The 1484-nt window shown below is 64.6% G+C and carries 2 protein-coding genes; both read right to left on the bottom strand.

Annotation, left to right across the window (positions count from 1 at the left end; genetic code table 11):
• Nucleotides 1-44: 44 nt before the first annotated feature.
• Nucleotides 45-860 (bottom strand): ATP-binding cassette domain-containing protein, encoded by an 816-nt coding sequence (locus tag ACFWAY_RS53740; protein WP_378452211.1) that lies wholly within the window; start codon nucleotides 858-860, stop codon nucleotides 45-47.
• A gap of 4 nt (nucleotides 861-864) precedes the next feature.
• The coding region (locus tag ACFWAY_RS53745; RefSeq protein ID WP_378516537.1) for an ABC transporter permease at nucleotides 865-1484 on the bottom strand (620 nt) is incomplete at its 5' end.

Below are 1484 nucleotides of genomic sequence, written 5' to 3' on the forward strand. Positions count from 1 at the left end.
CGATGCGCCCGGCACGTGTGCCGGGCGCATCGTCGTGTCGGTGCCTAACGCCGCAGTTCGTGGGTGAGTGCTTCGAGTTCGTCGCCGCCGGCCATCTGCTGGGTGAGTTCTTCGAGGCTGATCTCGTCGAAGGTGCAGTCCAGTTTCTGGCGGCCGCGGTTGAGGAGCACGAAGTGGTCACCGACCATGTACGCGTGGTGCGGGTTGTGGGTGATGAACACGACCCCGAAGCCCTGTTCCTTGGCGGCGGAGATGTAGCGCAGCACCATCCCGGACTGCTTGACCCCGAGGGCGGCGGTGGGCTCGTCGAGGATCAGGACGCGGGCGCCGAAGAAGATCGCCCGGGCGATCGCCACACACTGACGCTGACCACCGGACAGCGACCCGATCGGGGCGTCGACGTCGGGCAGTTCGATGCCCATCTTCGACAGCTCGGACATCGTGGTGGCGCGCATACCGTTCGCGTCGAGGGTCTTGAACGGTCCCTTGCGCAGTTCCTGGCCGAGGAAGAAGTTACGCCACACCGGCATCAGCGACACCACCGCCAAATCCTGGTAGACGGTGGCGATGCCCTTGGACAGGGCTTCCTTCGGTGAGCCGAACGTGGTGGCCTCGCCGTCGACGAGCAGCTCGCCCTCACTCTGCTGGTGCAGGCCGGCGATGATCTTGATCAGGGTGGATTTGCCGGCCCCGTTGTCGCCGAGGACACCGGTGACCTCCCCGGCCCGCACCCGCAGGTTGATGTCCTGCAGGGCGATGATGTTGCCGTACTGCTTGCCGACGTGCTTGAGCTCGATCAGCGGGATCTTGTCGCCACCACCGGGTTCGGTATCGACGGGCATCTGTTCGATGGTACTCATGCGGTCACCTCTTGGCGGCGTAGTTGCGGAAGGCATTGTTGGCGATGACCGCGAACAGCAGCATCGCGCCGAGGAAGAACTTGAACCAGTCCGGGTTCCAGCCGGCGTAGACGATGCCCTGGTTCGTCATGCCGAAGATGAACGCGCCGATCGCGGCGCCGATCGCGGTGCCGTACCCACCGGTGAGCAGGCAGCCGCCGATGACCGCGGCGATGATGTAGAGGAACTCGTTACCGATACCCTGCCCGGACTGGACGGTGTTGAACGAGAACAGCAGGTGCATGCCGACGAACCAGGCGGCGAACCCGACGGTCATGAACAACCCGATCTTGACCTTGGTGACCGGGACACCGATGGCGCGGGCGGAGTCCTGGTTGCCGCCGACGGCGAAGATCCAGTTCCCGATCCGGGTCTTGAACAGCACCCAGGTGGCGATCGCGGTGAACAGCAACCACCACACCACGGTGATCCGCACCGACACCCCACCGACCTCGAACGAGGACGCGAACACCTTCTTCGCCGAGTCGAAACCGGCCATGTCCGAGACGCTGGGGGTGGCGACCTGCCCGGTGACGAGTTTGGTGACCGCCAGGTTGATGCCGGTGAGCATCAGAAACGAGCTCA

This window comes from Rhodococcus sp. NPDC059968 (assembly GCF_042738615.1).
In the GTDB taxonomy this organism is placed as follows: Bacteria; Actinomycetota; Actinomycetes; order Mycobacteriales; family Mycobacteriaceae; genus Rhodococcus_F.